This window comes from Buchnera aphidicola str. Ua (Uroleucon ambrosiae) (genome assembly GCF_000225465.1).
GTDB classification, from domain to species: domain Bacteria; phylum Pseudomonadota; class Gammaproteobacteria; order Enterobacterales; family Enterobacteriaceae; genus Buchnera; species Buchnera aphidicola_B.
Map to the genome: position 1 here is coordinate 568,785 of NC_017259.1, position 17,966 is coordinate 586,750.

Consider the following 17,966-nt stretch of genomic DNA (forward strand, 5'->3'; position numbering starts at 1 on the left):
CTTACTTTACAAAATACCAGAATGACCAAAACCTTGTTTTGAACGTGTAGTAAGATTAAAATCATTAACTAAAGAAAAATTAGGTCTAATAATAGGCACAAATACTATTTGAGCTACTCGAGCATTTGGGTAAATATAAAAATCTTTTTGACTTCGATTCCAAAGAGATATCATTAATTCACCTTGATAATCAGAATCAATTAAACCAACTAAATTACCCAACACAATGCCTTTTTTATGACCTAATCCAGATCTTGGTAAAATCAATGCTGTAATATTAGGATTAGCTATGTATATTGCTATACCAGTTGGAATTAATATTGTTTTTTGCGATTTAAGTTTAATTTTTTCTTCAAGACATGCTCTAAGATCTAAACCAGATGATCCTAAAGTTGAAAAAGTAGGTAAAAAAAAATTTTTTTTTATATGATTTCTTAAAATTTTTATTTCTATTTTATTCATAATAATTATATATTTTAAAAGTTAATTACATAAAATATAAGTAATCAGAAAGTTATAATACAGATGCACAAAAACCAGGATTAATCAAAGAACAACGAGCAGATAATGAGTAATTTAAATTTTCATTTGTCCATGTTATAATTTTCCCTCCAGCTGCAATAATAATAGCATGACCCGCAGCAGTATCCCAGATATGAGTATTCCCGAATCTTGGATACATTTGAGCTTTCCCTTCAGCTATTAAACAAAATTTTAATGAGGAACCTAATTTTTTTATTTTGTAATGTTTAATTTTTAATAAATAATCTTTTAACTCTTTGTCAACATGTGAGCGACTAATCAATAATAATGGAATTTTTGATTGTACAACTTGAATTTTTTCTTTTATACCTAATTCTGTTTCTTTCCATGCATGATTTTTATATGCAGAATATAAAACATCTAAAACCGGAACATATATTACACCTAATATAGGAATACCATTTTGAATTAAACTAATATTTACTGTAAACTCACCATTTCTTTTTAAAAATTCTTTTGTTCCATCTAATGGATCAATTAACCAATAATTATTCCAATTTTTACAAATATTTAAATTATAATTTTCTTCTTCAGAAATGACTGGAATATTAGGGGTTATTAAAAAAAGTCCATTTTTAATGATATTATTAATTTCATGATCAACATTCGTAACAGGAGTGTTATCAAATTTATAAGTAATATTTAAACATTCTTTAGAATTATAAAAATTCATAACAGCATGACCAGCATGACGTGCTAATTGACAAATTTTATTCAACATTTGATGCCATTGTATATTAATATAGTATTAAGAGTATACTGTTAAATAATTATTTTTTTTCAATAATATTTACTATAAAATCAATAGATACTTTTTGATGCGGTTGGAAAATTACTCTATGTTCACCAACTTTACGTAATAAACCATTAGGTAAGCGAATTTCTTTTTTATTGACTTTTAAACCTAATAACATGATTTCTTTAATAATATTTCTAATACCAACAGAACCAAATATTTTTCCTGCTTTTCCAACTTTTGATAGAATTGTTATTGAATTAATTTTTTGTATTTTCTCAGCTCGTTCTTTTGCTGTAAGAATTTTACTAATATTCTCTTGTTCTAACGCAATGCGTTGAGCTTCAAAAGATTCAATATTTTTTTTATTAGCTAAAATAGCCTTTCCTGTAGGTATTAAAAAATTTCTTGCATAACCAGATTTAACATTAATTACTTTTCCAGAATCACCTAATTTATTAATTTTTGATAATAGAATAATTTCCATAATTTATTTTCTCTATCTCAATATTGATTAATGATTTTAAAAATTTTAACGATGATGATCAGTATATGGTAATAAAGCAAGATAACGTGCTCGTTTAATAGCTTTCGATAATTGTCTTTGATATTTTGCTCTGGTCCCTGTGATACGACTTGGAACAATTTTACCACTTTCTGTAATATAATTTTTTAAAATAGACAGATCTTTATAATCTATTTCTTGAATACCTTCTGCAGTAAAACGGCAAAATTTTCTACGTCGGAAATAACGTGCCATCTATTTTTCTCCTAAAATATTTTAAGTAGTAAAATACTATATGCTTAAACTAATTAAAATAAAAATTTATTTTTTGACTCAAAAAACAATGTTTATTTTTTTCTTTTTTTTCATCTTGTAATTTTAAAATAGGAGATAATTCACATATTGCTTTCTTTACACACATAATCATATTTCTAAGAATGATTTTATTAAAACGAAAATCTGTTTCTAAAATATTAATAGTTTTAGGAAAAGCTTCTATATTCATTAAAATATAATGTGCTTTATTTAGTTTATTAATAGAATATGATAATTGACGTCTACCCCAATCTTCTAGACGATGTATAATTCCATTATCTTCTTCAATAATTTTTTTATATTTTTCATTAAGTGATGGTATTTTATCACTGTGATCAGGATGAACAATAAATATTATTTCATAATGACGCATGAACATTTGATCCTTTGGATAATTTAGCTTTCTATAAAATATTTTATATTTTTTTTTAAAGAAAATAAGGAACTTTTAAATAATTTAAAAAATTAATTATTTTATATAGTATTTTAGTTTATAAGAAAAATCAATACAATTTAATCATCTGAAAAAAAATATCAACAAGATTTATATAAAGATAATTCTATTTTTCGTTCTTTTAAATTTACAGAAACTACTTGAACTTGCAAAGCATCACCAAGACGATAAATATTTTTATTAGATTTTCCAATTAATTTTAAACTTAATGAATCAAAATAATAATAATCATCATTTAAAGAAGTAATATGAACTAATCCATCAATAAAAAACTGATTTAAACGCACAAAAAATCCAAATGAAGTAACATTAGAAATTACACCATTTAATATGTGACCAATTTTTTTATACATAAAATCACATTTCAACCAATCAATAACATCTCTATTAGCTTCATCTGCGCGTCTTTCAGTCATAGAACAATGCATTCCTATTTCTCTTATTGTATCAGTATTATATAAACAATTTGTATAAATATTATCTGTTTCGTGAATAATATTTTTTTTATCATGCAATAATAAATATTTAATAATTCTATGTACTATTAAATCAGGATAACGTCGAATAGGTGAAGTAAAATGTACATAACTAGATAAAGATAAACCAAAATGACCACAATTATCAGGAGAATATATAGCTTGTGTCATAGAACGTAGTAATATTGTTTGAATAATTTCATATTGAGAATGATTAGCAATTTTTTTTAATAGATTAGAATAATGAATAGATTGAGGTATTTCTCCACCTGATAATGTTAAACCTATTTCATGTAAAAACAAACGTAGACGAACAATATTTTCTTTTTTTGGGGGTGCATGATTACGAAATAAAACAGGATGTGCATATTTTTGAATAAAACAAGCTGAAGATATATTTGCTAAAATCATACATGATTCAATAAATTTATGTGCATCATTTCGAATTTTTTCACATATTTTTTTAATACGAAAATTAGAATCTAAAATAAATTTTGGCTCTATATTATTAAAATAAATACCTTTTTTAGATACTTTATACTGATTAAAAATTTTTTGTAAAAAAAATAAATTTTGAATATCTTTTAAAAATTTTTTATATTTATCTTGTAAAATAAGATCACCATGCCATATTTTAGCAATTTCATTATATGTAAATCGTCCATGAGAGCATATAACTGCTTCATAATGTTTATAACTTATTAACTCGCCTTTATGAGATAAATTCATTTCACAAATTAAACATAAACGTTCAACATAAGGTTTTAAAGAACATAAATCTGTAGAAATTTTTTCTGGAAACATAGGTATTACTAATGATGGGAAATATATAGATGTTCCTCTTGAAAAAGCTTCTTTATCTAAAGCGGTATTAGGTTCAATAAAAAAACTTACATCTGCAATAGCTACCCATAAATTCCAATTTTCTTCTGTATTATTTTTTTTTTTACAAAAAACAGCGTCGTCAAAATCATGAGCATCTTCATCATCAATAGTAATAAAAGGTAAATGTCTTAAATCAATACGATGATTAAAATCATTTTTTTTTGCTTTATTATTAATATCATATAATTGATTTTTCACTTCTTTTGACCATACAGAAGGAATAGAATATGTACGTAACGCGATATCTATAGCTAAATTAGTACCCATTTTTGTTCCAAGAATCTCTACTATATATCCTTTTATTTTGATAGTTCGTATAGATTTTTGTATTAATTTTACAACTACAATAGATCCTATAGCAATCTTATCTTTAAAATCTGAAATAATAGAAATTTTAAAATTAAAACGCGCATCATCAGGGATAACAAAATTAATTTTTTTATTAACATAATATCTACCAACAATTAATATATTATTTGCTTTTAATAATTTTAAAAATTTTGCTGACTTTCTTTTATATTTATTAGAAGAAACAATATAAGCAAGGATAATATCACCATGAATACAATATTTCATTTGTTCTGATGATAAAAAAAGATCATCTTTCAATATTTCTGTTTTTAAAAAACCATAACCATCTTTATGTCCTATTACTGTTCCTTTAATTATTTTGCAATTTTCAGGAACTGTATAAAAACGATGTTTAATATATATTACTTGGCCATCTTGTTCCATTAATCGTAATCTACGACGTAATATTTTCTTATTTTCTTCATTATGAATACAAAATTTTTTTTCTAAATTTTTTTGACTGATAAAGTTTGTAGATTTTTTTAACCATAAAATGATAGATTCTCGACTAGGAATAGAATTATGACATTTACTAATTACTTTTTTTTGGTAGGAATTGACTACCATATTTACTTCTCCATATATATTATTTGATAATAAATATGATGATATATTAATCAATCATGAATTTATTATTGTAATTTTAAATGATTGATTTTTTGATATGAAAAATATCATTAATAAAAATAATATCTGAACGATCTGGACCAGTAGAAATGATGCTAATAGGAATATTTGTTATTTCTTGTATACGATTGATATAATTACGTGCTTGCTTTGGTAAATCTTCTATTTTTTTTATACCTAATGTTTTTTGCTTCCATCCAGGATGAGTTTCATATATTGGTAAAACATCGTCCCATTCATTGATGTCAGGAAACAATATTATTTCTGAAGTATAAATATTTTTATAAGATGTACAAATTTTTATTTCATCTAATCCATCTAATACATCTAACTTTGTTATACATAAACTGGAAATAGAATTAATATGCACTGATCGACATAAAGATACAGCATCTAACCAACCTGTTCTTCTTTTTCTTCCAGTTGTAGAACCAAATTCATGACCTTTACTAGAAAAATGTTTATCTATATTATCAAATAATTCAGTAGGAAAGGGACCACAACCAACTCTTGTAGAATATGCTTTTGTTATACCAATAATACAATCTATATTTCTAGGTCCTATTCCTGTTCCTGTCATTACTCCACCAATAGTACTATTAGAAGAAGTTACATAAGGATATGTACCATGATCAATGTCTAATAAAGTACCTTGAGCACCTTCAAAAACTATTTTTTTCTTATTTTTAATAGCTGAATGTAAAATATTAGTAGTATCTTTTATCATATCATAAATTAATTCTATTATTGGTAATAAATTATTTAAAATTATTTTATAATTCATTGATTTATATTGATAAAAATTAACGAATTGATGATTGTAATAATCAACTATTTTTTCTAAACGTACAGATAAAGTTTTTTCATTTTTTAAATCTCCTATACGTAAAGCTCGACGTGCAATTTTATCTTCATATGCAGGTCCAATACCTCTTCCTGTTGTTCCTAATGCGTTCATGCCTAATTTTTTTTCACGAGCAAGATCCATTTCAATATGATATGGTAAAATTAAAGGAGAAGAACTAGAAATAAATAAACGTTTATTAACAATAATATTATTTTTTTCTAACATTTGTATTTCTTTTATTAATTCCGTAGGTGAAACTACAACTCCATTTGCAATAATACCAATAACATTTTTATGCAATAATCCAGATGGAATTAAATGAAGAACAATTTTTTGATCATTGATAACTAAAGTATGACCAGCATTATGTCCTCCTTGATATCTTACAACATATGCAGCATCTGAACTAATACAGTCTACTATTTTCCCTTTTCCTTCATCACCCCATTGTGTGCCTAATATAACAATATTTTTCTTCATTTTTTATTTATACCACCTATTACAATTACAATTTTTTATTTTTATATTTCAGGCATTAATCTTTTAGCTTCATTATTTTATTTATATACTGAAAAAAAATACTATTTGAATCAATTAACATAATGTTTTCATTATTTTTAAAGCTATTCTCATAAGCACGCAAGCTACGAATAAAAAAATAAAAATCTGGTTCTTTACTAAAATTATTTGCAAATAATTTTGTTACTGCAGCTTCTCCTTCGCCTTTGATAATTAAAGATTCTTTTTGCGCCTGAGCTAATATAGTTGATACTTGATAATCAGCTGCAGCACGTATTTTTTCCGCTTGTTCTTGACCTTGAGAACGTTGACTACGAGCTACTGCTTCTCTTTCAGCTCTCATTCGATTATATATAGCATCCGAAACTTCAATAGGTAAATTAATTTGTTTAATACGTACATCTACTACTTGAATACCTAATGCATTCATACTATTCACGTTAATTGCAGATGTTTTTTCTAGATTAATTGTTCCTTTATTTAATTCATTAAGAACATCAGTAGTTAATCTTCCTCGCGAATCTGTCACAATTTCTTTAACATTTAAACGACCAATTTCAGAGCGTAATCGATCACTAAATTTTCTTTTCAACAATACTTCTGCTTGAAAAATATCTCCTCCGCCAGTAGCAAGATAGTATCGATTAAAATCATTAATGCGCCATTTTATATAAGAGTCCACAATCAAATCTTTTTTTTCTTTAGTTACAAAACGATCTGCTTGATTATCCATAGTATGAATACGAACATCTAACATTTTAACTTTTTCTAAAAATGGTAATTTAAAATGTAAGCCTGGATTATATACAACTGTTTTTTGTTGGTTATTACGTACCACTTTTCCAAATTGTAAAACAATTCCACGTTCTCCTTCTTTTACAATAAAAAGAGAAGAAGATAATAAAAAAATAAAAATACTTGATAAGAAAATAACAACTTTATTCATATTTATTCTTTTCCATATTTTTAAAATCACTTCGAACAGAATTAACACGACGTTCTTCTAAAATATTCTCAGGGGCTAATGAAGAAAGATCACTTTTATTATTATTTTTTTTATTTTTCAAAATATTTTTTTTTTGAAAATTAACATGGTTATTAATTGATTTCATATTAGAAAAAAAATTATCTAAAGATATAAAAAATGCTGAATTATCTTTTTTATCAATAAATATTTTTTTATTATTTTGCAATAACCGTTCCATAGATTCTATATAAAGACGTTTTAATGTTATTTTTTTTGATAATTTGTATTGAGGTAAAATTTTATTAAATCGAGCTACTTCACCTTGAGCTTTGAGAATAATACTTGAAGAATATGCTTTTGCTTCTTCTAAAATTCTTTGCGCTCTTCCATTAGCTTTTGGTTGCACCTCATTAGAATATGCTTCAGCTTCACGTATATATTGTTCACGATTCTCACGAGCAGCAATTGCATCATCAAAAGCAGCTTTTACTTCTTCAGGAGGTCTAGCCGTTTGAAAGTTTACATCTAATATTGTAATACCCATATTATATGGTTTAATTATTTCTTCAATTTCTTTTTGAGTATCACTTCTAACTAAAGTGCGCCCTTCTGTTAAGACTCTATCCATAGTAGAATGTCCAATAACGCCTCTCAATGCACTATCCGTTGCTTGACGCAAACTATCATCAGGATACAATACAGAAAAAAGATAATTTTTAGGATCAGTAATTTTATATTGCACATTCATTTCGACACGCACTACATTTTCATCTGCAGTTAACATTATACCTGAAGTAGCTAATTCACGTACAGTTTCAACATTAATAGCTTGTACTTCATGAAAAAAAATTGGCTTCCAATTTAATCCAGGTTCTACTAAATGACTAAATTTTCCAAAACTGGTTACTACACCACGTTCAGCTTCTTTAATGGTATAAAAACCACTAATACACCAAATAAAAAAACTAATAAATATTATTATTAAAATAGGATTAATAATCTTTTTTGATGAATAAGACGAATTCGATGAATTAGATGAATGAGATGAATTAGAATTATAATTAATAATCTTTTTAAGACTACATAAAAATTTTTTTACATCTGAGATAGTATTTTTAGTCTCACTGTTATTTCCTGAATGATTTTTATTATTACTATTTTTTTTCCCCCATGGATCTAATTCAGGCTTATTATCATTTGGTTTATTCCAAACCATTTTATACCTCATTTGATTAGTTTTATGATGACAATACATATAAACACATACCAAAATAATATATTCTATATATTTTAATAATCAAATATACATTTTTTTAAAAAATGTTATTAAATATATTTAAATTATTTTATATCTTTAAAGATTTTTTAATATTTTTTCTAATAATATTTCAGGATTAGAATTACACAATATTTTATTAATATTTTTCCATTTTTTTAACCATGTCAATTGATTTTTAGCAAGCTTTCTTGTTGCATAAACGATTTGATTAAACATCTCTTTATAACTATTTTTATATTCAAGATAATTCCACATTTGACGATATCCTATACATCGAATAGATGATAAATTAATGTGTAAATCACCTCTTAAAAAAAGCGCTTCAACTTCTTTTTGAAAACCCATAATTAACATTTTTCTTATGCGCATTTCAATTTGATTATTTAACCATTCTTTACTTGGAGGTATTAATGCAAATTGCAAAACATTATATGGTAATTTATTATAATGATGTTTTTTTAATGCTGTTAAAGTTTTTCCAGAAAGATAAAAAATTTCTAATGCTCTAATTGTTCTTTGAAAATCATTTTTATGAATACGTTGTGCTGAAATAGGATCTATTAATGTTAATTTTTTATGTAAATAAAAATTATTTTTATTATTATCTAATAAGTATTGACGAAGTTTAATACTTGATGATGGTAAATTAGATAATCCATACAATAAGACATGATAATAAAACATTGTACCACCAACAAGAAATGGTATTTTTCCTAATTTAATTATATTATTAATTTCTTTTAAAACATCATGACGAAATTCTGCAGCTGAATAATTTTCAATTGGATCTTTAATATTTAATAAACGATAGGGATGAACAGATAAATCATTAATACTTGGTTTATCTGTTCCAATATCCATTCCACGATAAATTGATGCAGAATCTACGCTAATCAATTCTATTGGTAAATATTTTCTTAGATATAAAGCAAATTTACTTTTTCCACATGCTGTTGGGCCCATTAAAAAAATAATAACAGGTTTAGTCTGATATAAATTTATATTTTTAAAATACATAATTCTTTATTAATATTGATTTTTTTATAATGATATATCCAAAAATATTTTAAATATTACGATTAAAGAATTTTATCGCTTAATCAAAATAAATTTTTTTTAAATAAAATAAAATTTTTTAATTTAATAAATATATTTATATAAAAAAATTTATAACTTCTAAAGTTAATATTATTTTTTATCAATATACAATATTAGTTAATAAAAAATTTTATATTGAAATTATTTTATATATTATTTCATCGTAAAGTATAACTAAATATTTTTTCGAAAATATTTAAATATTTTTTATTTTTTTTAAATATTATTGTTTGCACTTTGATCTAAAATTCTTTTTTTATAAAAAACTCATGAATAAAATAACATTTATCTCATATAATTAATGATATTCTATAATTAATAATATTTTAGTAAAACAAATATTTTTTAAATTACTACCAGAAACAAATCTAAAAAAATAAATCTAAAAATCATCAGAAAATATTTTTTTTAAGAATCAAAGTAATAAATTTTAAAATAAAATATTTAAAAAATTGCATTAAATATTTTTATATTGATCTATTATATTTTTTCATTATAATATAAAGCATTTAGTAAATTATTATTTTTTAATTTTTTTAATGTACTATATTTTTGAAAATAAAAAAATAAAACAGCACTAATCGAAAAAATATTCTTTTCAATATATGTATTAAAATGAATTAAATAAAAAGTGATAAAAATATCTTTATTAATTTTAATAATAAAAAAAATTCAATAATAACAAAATAATATGTAATATTTTGAATGATGGTAAATCTTAAAAATATTAAAATTCGCTATTGAATATTATTTTTTATAGTAAAATTCAATATCAAAAAATAATAAATCTTTTTTATTTTGAAAATACTCAATAATTATTCTTATATTATTTTTTATTAAAAAATCTTTTTTTAATAATTTTTATTGTATAAATAATTGATAAAATAATTTTATTTTATTTCTCTTAATATCTCATAATATGATTTTTTAATACAACATATTGCTTCTTGAATTAACTTTGAATTACAAATATTTCTTAAAGTCTTTTCTATACCTTCTTTTTTAATTGAAGATGTTAGTTTTATTGATTCTAAATCATTTACATTCAAATAATGACATGCAGCTGCAACACCTTTAGATAAATTAGAATAGGGTAATTTATACTCAATGCTTCCTAAAATAGGTTTGATTAGACGTTCTTCTATCCCTAATTTTTGCAATGGATTTCGTCCAATTCTTTCAAGACTATCTGATAAAAAATTATTTTCAAAGCGCAGGAAAATTTTTTTAATATAATCTAAATGATGATTTTTATTAAAATTATAACGCTTTATTAAAACTGATCCGCTTTCTTCCATAGCATATTTAACAATTATTCGTATTTTTGGGTCTTGAATAGCTTCTTGTATTGTTTTATAGTTTTTTATTAAACCTAGATAAGCTGCAACAGCATGTCCTGTATTTAACGTTAATAATTTTCGTTCGATAAATGGATTTAAATAATTACTCAATTGCATATCAATAATTTTAGGTATAACGCCTTTGAATTGATTAAGATTTACAATCCACTCTTTAAATTCTTCAGCAATGATAGATAAATTAGATTGATTATGCTTTGATATAGGTATAATAGTATCGATACTACAATCTACAAAACCTATATATTGACTTAAATAATGATGATGTTTATTAGGTAATATTTCTAGAATAGCTTTTTTCAAAAAAGAACTGGCTTTAATTTTATTTTCACAGGCAATAATATTTAGCGGTTTTACACATTGCTTTTTAATTTTTAACATAATGCCTTTTGAAATAATAATCGCAATATTATTCAATGCATTAACACCAACTGCAGTAGTAATTAAATCAACTGAAACAATTTCTTCAAAAATCTTTGAGTTATTACAATTTATCGCAGTAACATTTTTGATATTAGTAATCTTATATGTATCGATACCTACTGTTTTAACTGAATATTCTCTTTTATTATTAATCGCATTAACTATAGCTTGATTAAGGTCAGCAAAAACAACATTAAATCCAGATTCTGATAATGTTTTTCCAATAAAACCACGTCCAATATTTCCAGCTCCAAAATGGAGTGCTTTCATAAATAGATCCAATTAAGTGTTATATTTAAAATTAAAAGTTAAAATTAAAAGAAAATTGAATTTATTTCATATTTAACAGTGATAATACTTCACTTTTACTATGAGTAGTAGATAATTTTTTAATAGTTTTTTATTATCTAAAGCATTAGTTAGATTACTGACTACCATAATATGTTCATTATTTTTAGCTGCAATGCCAATAACAAGATAAGCAATATCATCAATTTCTTCTCCAAATCGAACACCTTTAGGAAATTGACAAAAAATTATTCCGGTGTTTAAAACAGAATCTTTTGACTCAATGGTTCCATGTGGTAATGCTATTGATTCTCCAATCCAAGTAGAAGATAATTTTTCTCTTTCTAACATTGATTGAACATAATTAGACTTAACATAACCCTGTTCAAATAAATTTTTTCCAACAATATTAATAGCTTCTTCTTTATTCTCAGCATATTGATTAAGTAAAATATTTTTCTCAGTTAAGCGAAATAAACCTAATGGTTCTTTTTTATCATATAATTCTAAAGTATTTATATTATTAACATTTAAATTAACAGAATTTTGTACTAATTTTTTTATTAAATTATCATAAAAATTATCATTAAGAAAGTTTTTTAAAGATATATGCTGAGCATATGGAGCATATTTTTGAGCACGAGATGTTAAATTTTGATGTGTAATAACTAAATCTGTTTTTTTAGGTAATAAATTAATTGCTGTATTTAAAACAGAAATATGATTTAAATTAGCTTTTTTTATTTTTTTACGAAGAATACTAGCACCCAATGCACTTGATCCCATGCCAGCATCACAAGCAACGATAATAGTTTTTATTATATTTGGATTAATATTATCATCTAAATTATTAATGAAGCATTTCGAATCAATAGAATTTTCATGTTTTTGAAAATTTTTTTTATCATTTTCTTGTGTATATTGAAATTTTAATAGTAAAGCAGCACTTATAAAAGAAATTAAAAAAGAACAAAACACAGTAATAATATTAACTAAATAATAACCTTTAGGAGTCATAGCTAAAATAGATAGAATAGAACCTGGTGATGCTGTTGAAACTAATCCGCCTTTTAAAAAAACTAGTGTGAAAATACTACTCATTCCACCTAAAATAAGAGCAATTACTAATTTTGGTTTAATTAAAACATAAGGAAAATAAATTTCATGAACTCCACCTAAAAATTCAATAATCGCAGCTCCCCCTGAAGATTTAGATAAATCTCCTTTTCCGAAAAAGAACCATGCTATTAATACACCTAATCCTGGACCTGGATTTGATTCAATTAAAAAAAATATAGAAATATGATGTTCTGATGCTTCTTGAATACCTAATGGTGAAAAAATTCCATGATTAATAGCATTATTTAAAAAAAATATTTTAGCAGGTTCAATAATAATAGCTATAAAAGGTAATAAATTATAATGCATCATCATTTTAATTAAATATTCTACACCATGCGCTAACCATTCAATAAATGGTCCAATTGTAAAAAATGAAATAATTGATAATAATACTCCTAATATAGCAATAGAAAAATTATTAACTAACATTTCAAAACCATTTTTAATTCTATTTTCTATTTTTTTATCAATATATTTTATCATCCAACCACTGATAGGTCCGACAATCATTCCACCTAATAACATTGGCATATCGGTGCTAGTAATAACTCCTATGGTAGCTATAGAGCCAACTAATCCACCTCTTGAACCTGAAATTAAACTACCTCCAGTATATCCAATTAATATAGGTAAAAGATAAAAAATAATCGGTGCAATTAATTGTTCTAAACTTTTGTTCGGTTGCCATCCTAATGGAATAAATAAAGCATTCAGTATCCCCCATACAATAAAAATACTTATATTAGGCATAATCATGCTACTTAAAAATTGACCAAAATTTTGTATTTTTAATTTAATTGATATTAACATAGTCAATACTCATATTTCCATGTAACTAAAACATTAAAATATTTTTTTTAAAGTATTAAGAAATAATAAACTATTTATTTTTATACACTAAAAAATATATTTAACCAGTTTGATAAAATAAAATATTTAAATTCTATTTATAAATATTTTATAAGTTAAAGTTTTATGTATTAAAAGATCTATAAAAATGAATTAATCCTTGAGTAGAAGAATCATAATTATTATTATGAAGATTATGTTTTAAATTATAATAAATATCTTTAGATAATTCTTTTCCAATTTCAACACCCCATTGATCAAAACTAAAAATATTTAATATGTAACCTTGAACAAAAATTTTATGTTCATATAATGCAATTAATGCACCTAAATTATAAGGAGTAATTTTTCGTATTAATATTGAATTAGTAGGTTTGTTCCCTTCACATATTTTAAAAGGTAAAACTCTATTAATTTCTTTTTGATTTTTTTGAGATAATATTAAATCGTGTAAAACTGTATCATGCGATTTACCAAAAGCTAATGCTTGTGTTTGAGCTAAAAAATTAGATATTAATTTAAGATGATGGTTTTCTAAATCATTATGTGATAAAATTGGAGCAATAAAGTCACAAGGAATTAATTTAGTTCCTTGATGTATTAATTGATAAAATGCATGTTGACCATTAGTTCCCGGTTCACCCCAAATAATAGGACCTGTTTGATAAAATATTCTTTTACCATCTCTATTAATAGATTTTCCATTTGATTCCATATTAGATTGTTGAAAATATGCTGAAAAACGATGCATATACTGATCATAAGGTAAGATTGCTTCTGTTTCAGAACCAAAAAAATTAGTATACCAAATACTAATCAAAGCTAATAATACTGGAATATTATGATAATAATCAGTATTATAAAAATGATTATCCATCGCATGCGCACCATCTAAAAATTTTTCAAAATTATTAAATCCAATCGATAATATAATAGATAGCCCTGCTGAAGACCACAATGAAAAACGTCCACCGACCCAATCCCAAAATTTAAAAATATTGTTTATATTAATACCAAAATTTAAAGCATTGCTAACATTAGCAGATAAAGCAAAAAAATGCTTATCTAAAGTTTTTATATCTTTAGAATAATTCAAAAACCACTTTTTTGCACTCTTTGCATTTGTAATAGTTTCATCTGTTGTAAATGTTTTAGAAGCTATTAAAAAAATAGTTTTTTCAGGATGTATTTGTTTTAATACTTTTAAAAGATGACTACTATCAATGTTAGAAACATAATGTATATTTAAATGATTTTTATAAGGATATAGTGCTTCACTAACCATATATGGACCTAAATCAGATCCACCAATCCCAATATTGACAACATCTGAAATTGATTTACCTGTATAACCTTTCCAGTTTCCATTAATTACATCTTGTGAAAAGTTTTTCATTTTTTCTAATAAACAATTTATTTCTAACATAATATTACAATTATTAATAATAATAGGATAATTAGCTCGATTACGTAATGCTATATGCAAAACAGAACGATCTTCTGTTTGATTTATTTTAGCTCCAGAGAACATTAGTTTTATTGCAGATTTTACATCCGTTTCTTGAGCTAAATTAATTAAATATTTCAAAGTCTCATCAGTCATGCGATTTTTTGAAAAATCAATTAACATTTCTTTTTCAAATAAAATGGAAAACTTTTTGAATCGATTAATATCATTTAAAAATAGTTCTTTTAAATGTACATGCTCTATTTTTTTAAAGTGGTTTTGTAAATGTTGATATGATTTAGTATGATTCAAATTAATATTTTTCATCACAGAATTCATCTCTCTTAAAATAGCACTAATTTTAGTTGTATTGCTTTTATATTTATTGCGCATATGTTTAAAAATTATTAAATTTTAAATAATGTTTTATATTTATTTTTTTATATTTTTGATAGATAATAATATACTTATTTTTTAAAAATATTTTTAATATATATTAAATGTTTAATAAATAAAATATTATATAATTAAAATTATAATTAATTATCAATATACTTAATTCTTAAGAAATATTATTAGCTAACTTTATTAGAAAAATAATCAGGTTTAAAGAAATAAAAAAACATAATGACAATTAATCAAAATAATTTAATTTGGATAGATTTAGAAATGACAGGTCTAAATCCTAAGATACATCGTATTATTGAAATTGCTACATTAATTACAGATAACTTATTAAATATAATTGCAGAAGGACCAGTTATTTCAATATATCAAAAAGAAAAATATATGTTACGTATGGATCAATGGAATACCATAACACATACAGAAAATGGATTAATAACACGTGTAAAAAATAGTATATATAATGAAACGAAAGCAGAACTTGAAACTATAGTATTTTTAAAAAAATGGGTGCCTATACAATCATCTCCAATGTGTGGAAATAGTATTACTCAAGATCGAATATTTTTACTAAAATATATGCCTACATTAGAAAATTATTTTCATTATAGAAATATTGATGTTAGTACTCTTAAAGAATTAGCTTATCGATGGAATCCAAAAATTTTAAAAAATTTTCAAAAAAAAAATGTACATAGAGCATTAGAAGATATTCGTGAATCTATTTTAGAATTAAATTTTTATAAAAATAACTTTTTCAAAAAGAATACTTGAAAAATATCTTTTATAAATATAAAATGAAGTTTATTATTGCGGGAATAGCTCAGTTGGTAGAGCACAACCTTGCCAAGGTTGGGGTCGCGAGTTCGAATCTCGTTTCCCGCTCCATATTTATAACATAAAACATATTCAAAAAAATATATAAAAATTATTTTAATTTAAAATTAGTGCAAGAAAAAAATGAGGAATATGCAATGATTTTTTATTGCTCTTCTAAATGGATAATACTGTTTACTTTTTTAATGACATTAGAAAATCAAAACAAAAAACTATTTGAAAAACACGATCTAAAAAAAATAAACTATTTTTTTTTGAAAATATACATGTGATAAAAAAAAAATACCAAAAAATAACAAGATACATCAATCAAAAAAAATTGAAATTATAGTAGATGCTGGACATGGCGGACAAGATCCTGGAGCTATTGGCCAAAAGGGGTTACAAGAAAAAAAAATAAATATTGCAATAGCTTTAAAAATTAGTAAATTACTTAATCATGATCATATGTTTCATGCTATATTAACTCGTAAAACTGACATTTATCTTTCAATAAAAAAAAGAAAAGAATTTTTTAAAAAACATCATGCAAATTTATTAATATCTATTCATGTAGACTCTTCTAAAAAAAAATCTGTTTCTGGAGCATCCATCTGGATCATTTCAAAAAATAGAATGTATCGTGAAATTAATAGTTATTTAAAAAAACCATCAATAATATTATTTTCTAAACAAATTGAAAATATTCTTAAAGAACATCAGCATGATATATTTTTAAAAAAAACAATATTAGATTTACAATCTAATGATTTTAAAGAAATAGAGTTAGAAATAGCTCAAAAAATATTAAAAGAACTAAAAAAAAAAATTAAACTACATAAAAAATCTCCAAACTATGCTAGTTTAGGCATATTAAGTTCTATTAACATACCTTCAATATTAATAGAAACAGGTTTTATTACCAATATTTTAGAAGAACAAAAATTAAAAACAACTATTTATCAAAATAAAATTGCTCAAGCAATTTATTTAGCTCTGAAGAATTATTTTAATCATTTAAATTAAAAAAATAATTATGCGAATATTATAAAATATAGAATTATGCTCATTAAGCATCTTTATTAAGAGATAAAAGATGCTTAAATCTTAGATAATAATTGCAATTTTTAATTCTTTCTTATAATTTAAAACGCTTTTTAAATCTTTCAACACGACCTCCTGTATCAACAATTCTTTGCTTTCCTGTATAAAAAGGATGACATTTTGCACATATATCTAAATTAAGATTATGATTAATAGTAGAAAAAATTTCAATTATATTACCGCAAGAACAAGTAGCAGTTATTTTAGAATAATTAGGATGAATTTTTTTTTTCATGTAAAACATTCCTGTTAATTAATTATAAATATCTATCTTAATATTTTTTATCATTTATAATAGTTTTAATTATTTTAATATAAATATTAATATGTTCACAAAAAAATTTTCAATGTATTTATATATTCATTACATGTAGATAAGATAATGTATAAAATAAAAAAAAAAAAAAAAATAGATTTATAAATTTTCATAAAAAAAAAACAAAATAGAAAACGCAATATATACATATATTTGACTATATGCATATTTATTTTTTTTATTTTTTTAAATATTTTCAATGTTTATAGTTCTTCTAAAGAAATCAATCACAAACA

General features: G+C 23.4%; 16 protein-coding genes and 1 tRNA gene. 3 read left to right on the forward strand and 14 right to left on the reverse strand.

Annotated features, from left to right (window positions below; translation table 11 throughout):
• Positions 1–6 precede the first annotated feature (6 nt).
• The 13 genes from dut to pgi all read right to left on the reverse strand — a co-directional run bounded on the left by dut (position 7) and on the right by pgi (position 15,416).
• Positions 7–465 carry a dUTP diphosphatase gene (gene dut / locus BUAMB_RS02665; RefSeq protein WP_226988383.1) on the reverse strand — a complete coding sequence of 153 codons (459 nt, stop codon included), beginning with the start codon at positions 463–465 and terminating at the stop codon, positions 7–9.
• 49 nt (positions 466–514) lie between these two features.
• A complete protein-coding gene (cysQ, locus tag BUAMB_RS02670; protein ID WP_014500227.1) occupies positions 515–1,264 on the reverse strand; it encodes a 3'(2'),5'-bisphosphate nucleotidase CysQ in 750 nt (249 codons plus the stop codon).
• Positions 1,265–1,313: 49 nt separating this feature from the next.
• Complete coding sequence (rplI, locus tag BUAMB_RS02675) at positions 1,314–1,766, reverse strand: 50S ribosomal protein L9 (RefSeq protein WP_014500228.1); 453 nt, start codon at positions 1,764–1,766, stop codon at positions 1,314–1,316.
• Positions 1,767–1,811: 45 nt separating this feature from the next.
• Entirely contained in the window at positions 1,812–2,039 is a 228-nt protein-coding gene (rpsR, locus tag BUAMB_RS02680; protein ID WP_014500229.1) for a 30S ribosomal protein S18, read from the reverse strand.
• Between the two features lie 49 nt (positions 2,040–2,088).
• Positions 2,089–2,472, reverse strand: a complete 384-nt coding sequence (gene rpsF / locus BUAMB_RS02685) for a 30S ribosomal protein S6 (protein ID WP_014500230.1) — start codon at positions 2,470–2,472, stop codon at positions 2,089–2,091.
• Positions 2,473–2,633: 161 nt separating this feature from the next.
• Positions 2,634–4,832, reverse strand: a complete 2,199-nt coding sequence (gene rnr, locus BUAMB_RS02690) for a ribonuclease R (protein WP_014500231.1) — start codon at positions 4,830–4,832, stop codon at positions 2,634–2,636.
• A gap of 76 nt (positions 4,833–4,908) precedes the next feature.
• Positions 4,909–6,219 (reverse strand): adenylosuccinate synthase, encoded by a 1,311-nt coding sequence (locus BUAMB_RS02695; protein WP_014500232.1) that lies wholly within the window; start codon positions 6,217–6,219, stop codon positions 4,909–4,911.
• A gap of 55 nt (positions 6,220–6,274) precedes the next feature.
• Positions 6,275–7,204 (reverse strand): protease modulator HflC, encoded by a 930-nt coding sequence (hflC, locus tag BUAMB_RS02700; RefSeq protein ID WP_014500233.1) that lies wholly within the window; start codon positions 7,202–7,204, stop codon positions 6,275–6,277.
• Positions 7,197–8,441, reverse strand: a complete 1,245-nt coding sequence (gene hflK / locus BUAMB_RS02705; protein WP_014500234.1) for an FtsH protease activity modulator HflK — start codon at positions 8,439–8,441, stop codon at positions 7,197–7,199. Before hflK ends, hflC begins: the two co-directional genes overlap by 8 nt.
• 138 nt (positions 8,442–8,579) lie before the next feature.
• Positions 8,580–9,467, reverse strand: a complete 888-nt coding sequence (miaA, locus tag BUAMB_RS02710) for a tRNA (adenosine(37)-N6)-dimethylallyltransferase MiaA (RefSeq protein ID WP_044035135.1) — start codon at positions 9,465–9,467, stop codon at positions 8,580–8,582.
• 1,025 nt (positions 9,468–10,492) lie between these two features.
• On the reverse strand, positions 10,493–11,653 hold the full coding sequence (locus BUAMB_RS02715) for a mannitol-1-phosphate 5-dehydrogenase (RefSeq protein WP_014500236.1): 1,161 nt from the start codon (positions 11,651–11,653) through the stop codon (positions 10,493–10,495).
• A gap of 72 nt (positions 11,654–11,725) precedes the next feature.
• Positions 11,726–13,603 carry a PTS mannitol transporter subunit IICBA gene (locus BUAMB_RS02720; protein ID WP_014500237.1) on the reverse strand — a complete coding sequence of 626 codons (1,878 nt, stop codon included), beginning with the start codon at positions 13,601–13,603 and terminating at the stop codon, positions 11,726–11,728.
• A 163-nt stretch (positions 13,604–13,766) separates the two neighbouring features.
• The gene (pgi, locus tag BUAMB_RS02725) at positions 13,767–15,416 is read right to left on the reverse strand and encodes a glucose-6-phosphate isomerase (protein WP_014500238.1); all 1,650 of its coding nucleotides are present in this window, start codon (positions 15,414–15,416) and stop codon (positions 13,767–13,769) included.
• A 300-nt stretch (positions 15,417–15,716) separates the two neighbouring features.
• On the opposite strand from pgi, the gene orn reads away from it, so the two are divergent.
• From orn to BUAMB_RS02740, 3 genes are all read left to right on the forward strand, one after another.
• Complete coding sequence (orn, locus tag BUAMB_RS02730) at positions 15,717–16,268, forward strand: oligoribonuclease (protein ID WP_014500239.1); 552 nt, start codon at positions 15,717–15,719, stop codon at positions 16,266–16,268.
• A gap of 38 nt (positions 16,269–16,306) precedes the next feature.
• Positions 16,307–16,382 (forward strand) — tRNA-Gly (locus BUAMB_RS02735).
• Positions 16,383–16,631: 249 nt separating this feature from the next.
• Positions 16,632–17,336: an N-acetylmuramoyl-L-alanine amidase gene (locus BUAMB_RS02740; protein ID WP_044035086.1), complete on the forward strand. Its 705-nt coding sequence runs from the start codon at positions 16,632–16,634 to the stop codon at positions 17,334–17,336.
• A gap of 112 nt (positions 17,337–17,448) precedes the next feature.
• Here the strand turns inward: BUAMB_RS02740 and rpmE are convergent, their stop codons facing one another.
• Positions 17,449–17,649 (reverse strand): 50S ribosomal protein L31, encoded by a 201-nt coding sequence (rpmE, locus tag BUAMB_RS02745; RefSeq protein ID WP_014500241.1) that lies wholly within the window; start codon positions 17,647–17,649, stop codon positions 17,449–17,451.
• Between the last annotated feature and the right edge of the window lie 317 nt (positions 17,650–17,966).

What these genes read in the sequence shown, in the direction of transcription:
- cysQ (WP_014500227.1), bottom strand. Translation starts at nt 1,264, where the DNA reads ATGTTGAATAAAATTTGTCAATTAGCACGTCATGCTGGTCATGCTGTT.
- rplI (WP_014500228.1), bottom strand. Translation starts at nt 1,766, where the DNA reads ATGGAAATTATTCTATTATCAAAAATTAATAAATTAGGTGATTCTGGA.
- rpsR (WP_014500229.1), bottom strand. Translation starts at nt 2,039, where the DNA reads ATGGCACGTTATTTCCGACGTAGAAAATTTTGCCGTTTTACTGCAGAA.
- rpsF (WP_014500230.1), bottom strand. Translation starts at nt 2,472, where the DNA reads ATGCGTCATTATGAAATAATATTTATTGTTCATCCTGATCACAGTGAT.
- rnr (WP_014500231.1), bottom strand. Translation starts at nt 4,832, where the DNA reads ATGGTAGTCAATTCCTACCAAAAAAAAGTAATTAGTAAATGTCATAAT.
- BUAMB_RS02695 (WP_014500232.1), bottom strand. Translation starts at nt 6,219, where the DNA reads ATGAAGAAAAATATTGTTATATTAGGCACACAATGGGGTGATGAAGGA.
- hflC (WP_014500233.1), bottom strand. Translation starts at nt 7,204, where the DNA reads ATGAATAAAGTTGTTATTTTCTTATCAAGTATTTTTATTTTTTTATTA.
- hflK (WP_014500234.1), bottom strand. Translation starts at nt 8,441, where the DNA reads ATGGTTTGGAATAAACCAAATGATAATAAGCCTGAATTAGATCCATGG.
- miaA (WP_044035135.1), bottom strand. Translation starts at nt 9,467, where the DNA reads ATGGGCCCAACAGCATGTGGAAAAAGTAAATTTGCTTTATATCTAAGA.
- BUAMB_RS02715 (WP_014500236.1), bottom strand. Translation starts at nt 11,653, where the DNA reads ATGAAAGCACTCCATTTTGGAGCTGGAAATATTGGACGTGGTTTTATT.
- BUAMB_RS02720 (WP_014500237.1), bottom strand. Translation starts at nt 13,603, where the DNA reads ATGTTAATATCAATTAAATTAAAAATACAAAATTTTGGTCAATTTTTA.
- pgi (WP_014500238.1), bottom strand. Translation starts at nt 15,416, where the DNA reads ATGAAAAATATTAATTTGAATCATACTAAATCATATCAACATTTACAA.
- orn (WP_014500239.1), top strand. Translation starts at nt 15,717, where the DNA reads ATGACAATTAATCAAAATAATTTAATTTGGATAGATTTAGAAATGACA.
- rpmE (WP_014500241.1), bottom strand. Translation starts at nt 17,649, where the DNA reads ATGAAAAAAAAAATTCATCCTAATTATTCTAAAATAACTGCTACTTGT.